The organism is Nitrosospira sp. Nsp13 (assembly GCF_900101945.1).
GTDB lineage: Bacteria > Pseudomonadota > Gammaproteobacteria > Burkholderiales > Nitrosomonadaceae > Nitrosospira > Nitrosospira multiformis_D.
Genome location: NZ_FMVD01000006.1, coordinates 213961 through 220359, shown reverse-complemented (window position 1 = coordinate 220359; position 6399 = coordinate 213961). Strand labels below are relative to the sequence as shown.

6 protein-coding genes and 1 pseudogene are annotated in these 6399 nt (G+C 48.0%); 5 read left to right on the top strand and 2 right to left on the bottom strand.

The features are described from left to right. The coding region (locus tag BLO43_RS09615) for a PAS domain S-box protein (protein ID WP_175443920.1) at positions 1-749 on the bottom strand (749 nt) is incomplete at its 3' end. A 207-nt stretch (positions 750-956) separates the two neighbouring features. Then, positions 957-1160, bottom strand: coding sequence for a hypothetical protein (locus BLO43_RS09610; protein ID WP_090906869.1), 204 nt, complete (start codon positions 1158-1160; stop codon positions 957-959). A gap of 615 nt (positions 1161-1775) precedes the next feature. Here BLO43_RS09610 and BLO43_RS09605 point away from each other — a divergent pair. From BLO43_RS09605 to pstS, 5 genes and pseudogenes are all read left to right on the top strand, one after another. Further along, positions 1776-1981 (top strand): annotated as a pseudogene (locus BLO43_RS09605) (transposase); the annotation flags it as partial. A 910-nt stretch (positions 1982-2891) separates the two neighbouring features. After that, the gene (locus BLO43_RS09600; RefSeq protein ID WP_090906868.1) at positions 2892-3266 is read left to right on the top strand and encodes a DUF2513 domain-containing protein; all 375 of its coding nucleotides are present in this window, start codon (positions 2892-2894) and stop codon (positions 3264-3266) included. 977 nt (positions 3267-4243) lie between these two features. Continuing rightward, complete coding sequence (locus BLO43_RS09595; RefSeq protein WP_139149263.1) at positions 4244-4762, top strand: hypothetical protein; 519 nt, start codon at positions 4244-4246, stop codon at positions 4760-4762. A gap of 300 nt (positions 4763-5062) precedes the next feature. Next, positions 5063-5218, top strand: coding sequence for a transposase (locus BLO43_RS17255; RefSeq protein WP_175443919.1), 156 nt, complete (start codon positions 5063-5065; stop codon positions 5216-5218). 105 nt (positions 5219-5323) lie between these two features. Then, complete coding sequence (gene pstS, locus BLO43_RS09590) at positions 5324-6346, top strand: phosphate ABC transporter substrate-binding protein PstS (RefSeq protein ID WP_090906866.1); 1023 nt, start codon at positions 5324-5326, stop codon at positions 6344-6346. The last annotated feature ends 53 nt before the right edge of the window (positions 6347-6399 follow it).

The window sequence follows — 6399 nt, the reverse complement described above, 5'->3', positions numbered from 1 at the left end:
GAGAATTCACAAAGTGTATCCGGGTGATACATCCTCCACTGTTTCTGCAGATCTCGCAGACTATCCGTCAGTCCCAGAATATCCAGCAAGGCAGGACGCAATTGGCGCAGCATGCTACGGATCACCCCATGCATTTTTTTTACGCTTCCACTTATAGTTTCAGCGCTGACCTGAAGATCAAGATGCCTGTCGGCTCGTCGGGAAATCGTTTGGGATTCCGCATCGATAGCAGTAAGCCATTGACCCAGTTCATCATGCAACTCGCGGGCAAGATAGCGGCGTTCCTTTTCCTGAACCTCGAACAAATTCTGCATGAGCATGCGGTTTTCCATTAGCAATGCTTTGTATTCGGCCTCCGCCTTCATTCGCGCTGAAATATCCTGGACCTGGGAGATGACAAAGCGCGGCGTTTGGTCTGGATTCCGGATCAAGCTGATAGTCAGGAGCACCCAGACGACATGTCCTTCTTTGTGGAAATAACGTTTCTCGAGGTTAAAAAAAGTGATCTCGTTGTTCACCAACTGCTTCACGAGCTTCAAATCGATGTCGACATCGTCCGGATGGGTTATCGTTTGGAAATTCGTTGCCAGCAGATCTTCTTTTTCATAACCCACAATGCGGCATAGGGCGGAATTGACTTTCAGCCAGTCCCCGTCCAGTCCAACGAGCGCCATTCCTATGGCAGAATGCTCAAAAGCGCTTTTGAAAAGCGCATCCTCATCATTAAAATAGGAGGCGTCTATCATCATGCAATATCCTATTTCTTGGTTTAACCTTAAAGATAGCATAATATGGAAAGACGCGATTTAATGATGCCGTGAAAGTGGTCGGCGGTTTTTAAGATAACTGAATGGCGATCTCACACTTTCGTTCACGGGCACGCCAGTAAGCGGAAGATGACAGGCAAATCTGTATGCGTACTGCGACATCCAAGCTTGCCTTCCATACAGTCTGTATTAGTATTTCCTGTTTACGACATTAACCACCAAAACGCTTCGCCAAAACGCTATGTTCACTTGGGGTACTGCAGTCTGACTAGCTGAATGATCAGGAAGATTGTCTGCCTTTACGGTGCTTATTGGCGCACCAACGGCCAATAAACCAAACGGGGATAAAACCGCAAAAGTATCTTTTGCCTTTGTGCCGAGTGTCGTTGCCATTTTGATTCTCCTGTTCCAATTGATTAGATCAATATCGGACGGATAGTCAGAGTCCTTTTTGCTACCGGACGAATGGTCAGAGTCCTTAAATAAACCGGCATTGCGCCGATGGACAGGTGTTCAGAGTCCATTGCTACCTTGCTGCTGGACGAATGGGTAAGGGCCGAAATGGCTTATTATCGGACAAACCATTATTCCCCATAGATACGGTACTGATCCGAGAGTATTTTGTCAAGCTTTCTTCGCATTTCCTGCAGTGAACAAATAAAATTGTACGGACTTGTAGCAAATGATCTGCCAAGTTTCAACTGGACCTAAGGAGGTACAGTATGAGATGGAAGGGAATTGCATAGGAGATACGGAAGGATCAATATTGACGTCCACTAAGGTCAGAACCCAAAAGGTTAAAAGACGGCTGAAATGCCGATTCATGCCCGGCTATGGGGTTTGCCGAATCCAACTCGCCGCCATTTAATAACCGGTAGCCGAAGGCATCAGGGGAATTCAATATCCTGTTAAACCTCGGCGGGCTCCACAGGCTTCTAAGGCTGACCTATGAAGTAGATTACAGCTAGTTGCGCATTCTTACAGAACCAACCTACCGACATAAAGTATTCCGATGCCTCGTACTATAAGTGGAAGGCCAAGTTTGGCGGCATGGAAGTCTCTGACACCAAGCGGCTTAAGGCGCTGGAAGCAGAGAATAATAAGCTCAAACGACTGCTGGCTGATGCACTGCTCGACAATGCTGCATTGAAGGATGTGGTCTCACGAAAGTGGTAAGCCCACAGGCACGGCGGGAAGCGGTTGTGGTTCTGAAGACAGAACGGCAGCTCTCTGGAAAATAACCTGGAAGGCGAGCACGGGGATCGTATCCAATACGATCACGAATATCCTCTATATTATCCGCAATCCAAGAGCAACCCACAGCCAGCATTTGCATACCCAGACTCCTGCCTTGGCTTATTTAGAGGATGGCTAAGTCAAACTTATATTACAACGAAATTCCCTAAGTATCTATTAGGACAAACAAATAGGGGCACTGTTCCGCCTGTTATAGCCAATAAAGCATTAGAGGCATTCAACGGAAAGGCAGTGGAAGACAAAAGCAAAAACTAGCATCTTAGCAATACCCCAACCCGCTTCGGCGGGTTTTATTTTATCCGCTTGACTAGCTTATCCGTAACCTGTGATTTTCAATCAGGCGCGACAGGCTTACAGCCTGAACAATTGCGCTTAGGGGATTAGTACTCCCCGTTTGCCGTGTAACTGCATGGCTTAAGGTTAAGAAAGCTATTGGCCCTGAAATCTGGACGCGGCCTTGGACAACGGAAGGCCGGGCCCTCCTGAGGGAGGATAACCTAGTCATATCCGAGACTGAGGCAACCGCGACACCAAAGATCAGTAATGGTAGCTTCACGCCGAATCGCTCAACGCCATTCGCGATACGCGGAGAGCTAGCGCCCGGCCAGGGCGTGAATATAAATCCAGGTGAAATTTGCCTGTACCGGTACGGGCCTACCCTAAAGGCGTAAGCATATGGTTAGGATCTCGGTAGAGGTGAAGTTGTCGGTGGCACAAACACTTTCAGTGTTAGCGTTCATCGTGCAACTTTTTCTCTAGCATTACCCGGGGGGTCTAAAGACCCTCTGGGCCCTCAACCCGCCTTCATCCGAAAGTTTTTTTATCTGAAAGCGTGGAATTGAAGTTCCAAGGGCTTACCGAAAGAAAATGAAACGTGACTTTGATTTAATCCGAGAAATCCTTTTGCATGTAGAGGCATCACCGGCTAACGTGCGCCCATACAGAGTGCAATTCCCTGAGTCCGATCAAGACACCATTGATGAGCATGTAGAATTATTGATTGAATCCGGTCTGCTTGAGGGAAATCCGCGCCATCGCGCTGGTGCTCCCCTGTATGTAGATATGGAGGTCATGGTAGCTCGCCTCACGTGGGATGGGCATGATTTTCTTTCTTCTATCCAAGATGACACCATTTGGCGCAAGGCAAAAGCTACGATTCTCATGCCCTCGGCTTCATTCACGTTTGGGCTTCTGGTCGAATGGCTGAAGATTCAGATAAAGGCAAAGACAGGTATCCCCTAAGCTCATGCGCGCTGCATAATAGCACACGTCGAGCCCCGCCCAACGGGCGTAAGTATTCTTGAATTTATACTTCTGAATGTATTTTGACTGGAATGGATAGCGACTTTTCCCTTGCCTTCCAGGCAGGCAGTAACTAACAATTGACGGTATTTATGACGGTATGTACATTAGCACTTGATAATCAATCTTATATTTCACATGCTCTTATATCATTAATTCGATTGACCCTCCCGCACCACGGATGAACTAATACATTTAGTTTATTCAATAAGTTACGTAGGACTTGGGTTCCGTGTGGGGGTGCTTTTGTGGTACCCACATGAAACTATTGCTCGGAAGCATGCTTAACGGAGTGGTGCTACAGTCCTTCGCGACCCGATTCGTCACAAGAAGTCGCCCCAGTAATCCTAGATGGTCCCAAAATATCTCACCAGGAAGTGCTGACGTGTAATGTCGAAAGGGGTGGGTCAACATCCCTATTCCCTTTCCCACTAAAGCAACTACGCCTACCATAAAAAAATCCACCTATTGCCTACTGAAAATAGTGGATGTAAAGGCTTTAATTATCAATAAATCAACCCCTATTGCGGCTAATCCGAGTGCTATTAACTTGCCGCACGCGGCGAGGCTAATGGCCGATTCTTGCGGGTTCATATTCATGGAATTGCTCTCTATATAGAAATTATTTATAGAGAGTGAGAAATGAAGGGAGTGTCAATGCCGGGACAAGCTAACGCATACCCACTTTTTTATTGAGGCCATTCGACAATTACAAATCAGCTGCTATAACTATAATCAAGTTCCTTGGGGGGCGATTGGTGGCTCCACAAACATATGCGGCAAAATAAGAAAGGCGATGAATCCTATTTTATTTACTCAATATACATAGGCGGGACCCAATACACGCATAGTTCTACCTTACATTTTTTTGCAACAAAAGCCTTATTATTTCGCTATCTACCGCATTGTAAGAAATTATGAAGTCATCCACCCATTCGATTGCGAATGCCTCTCGATGGCGGTATCGCATTCGTGTGTCGTTCGATCTCGACGACACACTGACCAGCCATTGCTGCAAAGTACCGATTGAAACAAGCCTGTTCCCTACCTTCATTCATCAGTGGCTGGGCGAACCGTTACGCCGTGGGACCAAAAGGTTATTTCGCGAGTTGCGTCACCGTGATTGCAGCGTCTGGATATATACGAGTTCTGGACGATCATCCGCTTACATCCAACGCTGGTTCTTACTTCACGGTATTCGCATCGACGGCGTCGTTAACGGGAACCGTCACCACCGCGCGTTAAACTGGCACTACCTCCAGCGCTTACCTTCGAAGTTTCCGCCAGCCTTTGGTATCGACCTTCATGTCGATGACTCGGAGGGCGTGAAGATGGAAGGAGACGAACTCGGCTTCCGGGTTCTGGTTATCCATCCCCACGACGAGCACTGGATGGAAAAAGTGCTAGATGCTGTTGCCACGCTCAGACATGCCTGATTTCGAAGGACTTGTTGGGGAGTGCCAAAAAGGTAAGTCAGGGAAAATTTCCGGAACAATCATTTTCAGCGCAACTGGGTTACGCGTGTACTCCGGGCAGCGTTCCCTCGCATTCAGCATATTAAAACCATCGAATTAGGAAAATATCCCTAGTCAAATTAATGTTTTTGCAAATTGTAATATTTACGTAACAAATGCTACATAGAATCTAAAAGCTATTGATGTTCTTCCGGAAGATTGGTAGCGGTGAGAACTGGAGATAGAGTGGCTTCCCAAGACCCCGAGGGGCAAGGATCAGTGATGAAGAAGTCGAGATTCTCAAAGGAGCAGATCATCAATGCATTTCGGCTGGCCGACAGCGGCAGCCGGCGGTCGATATGTGCCGACAGATCAGCGTGTCGGAGGGCCACGTTCTACATGTGGAAGGAGAACTACGCGGACTTGGGTGTGAGCTAGCTACACAAGCTCAAGCAGCAGTGCAAACCACCGAAGCGGCCTGTCTATAGTTTCAAGCTGTCCGGTTTTCGGGGAAACGTCACTATCATATATAGGTGAGCATTCATGAAAAAGCCATTTCTATACACTGTTCTTGTTGCCGTTGTTACGTTAACCACATCTTCTCCCTCTTTCGCAGACAGAGTCCGGCTGACTGGTTCCGGCGCGAGTTTCCCTGCGCCGATCTACCTCAGCTGGTTTAAGAACCTTAACAAAGCAAACCCTAATCTCGTCGTGGATTATCAGTCCAAGGGTAGCGGCGCCGGTGTACAGGACTTCTTAAATAAAACGGTCGATTTCGCTGCGAGCGATTCGGCGATGAAAACGGAAGACATGGCCAAGGTTTCTGAAGGGGTGCAACTTCTGCCGATGACCGCAGGAGAAATCATCGTCACCTACAACATTCCGGGCAACCCCAAAGGACTAAAGTTGCCACGTGATGTTTATCCTAACATCTTTCTTGGCAAGATCACTAAATGGAATGACCCTAAGATTGCTGCAGCCAACCCTGGTGTAAAGCTTCCTGACACGCCGATTACCGTCGTAGTACGCGCCGATTCCAGTGGCACGACCGCGGTTTTCACTAAACATCTGTCGGCCATCAATGCCGAATTCAAGAGCACGCTTGGCGAAGGCAATACTGTGAATTGGCCCGCAACCAACAAATTCATAAAATCGCCAAAGAACGATGGAGTGACCGCTACCGTACGCCAGACACCGGGCGCCATCGGCTACATTGAATACAGCTACGCAAAACTAGCCAAGGTCGAGTCCGCGCTATTGCAGAACAAAGACGGTAAATTTGTGACTCCGGGTAATAGTGCTGAAACCCTGGCCGCCATCAAGATCCCTGAAGATATGATTGCTTGGGCACCAGATCCGGAGGGTGCAAACTCTTACCCCATCGTTACCTATACGTGGATGATCTTCCGCAAGAACAACAGCGATGCACAGAAGGCCAAAGCCATGCGCGACATGGTCGAATTTGGGCTCACCGAAGGACAGAAGATGGCGGATGCGTTGGGCTACATCCCGTTGCCGCAGTCGGTGGTTGAACAGGTTCGCAAGGCTGCTACCAACATCAGGTAAGCAAAAGTTCTACGTGGATCCGAGGTCGTGTCATACCTCAGATCCACGAACAA

What these genes read in the sequence shown, in the direction of transcription:
- BLO43_RS09610 (WP_090906869.1), bottom strand. Translation starts at nt 1,160, where the DNA reads ATGGCAACGACACTCGGCACAAAGGCAAAAGATACTTTTGCGGTTTTA.
- BLO43_RS09600 (WP_090906868.1), top strand. Translation starts at nt 2,892, where the DNA reads ATGAAACGTGACTTTGATTTAATCCGAGAAATCCTTTTGCATGTAGAG.
- BLO43_RS09595 (WP_139149263.1), top strand. Translation starts at nt 4,244, where the DNA reads ATGAAGTCATCCACCCATTCGATTGCGAATGCCTCTCGATGGCGGTAT.
- BLO43_RS17255 (WP_175443919.1), top strand. Translation starts at nt 5,063, where the DNA reads ATGAAGAAGTCGAGATTCTCAAAGGAGCAGATCATCAATGCATTTCGG.
- pstS (WP_090906866.1), top strand. Translation starts at nt 5,324, where the DNA reads ATGAAAAAGCCATTTCTATACACTGTTCTTGTTGCCGTTGTTACGTTA.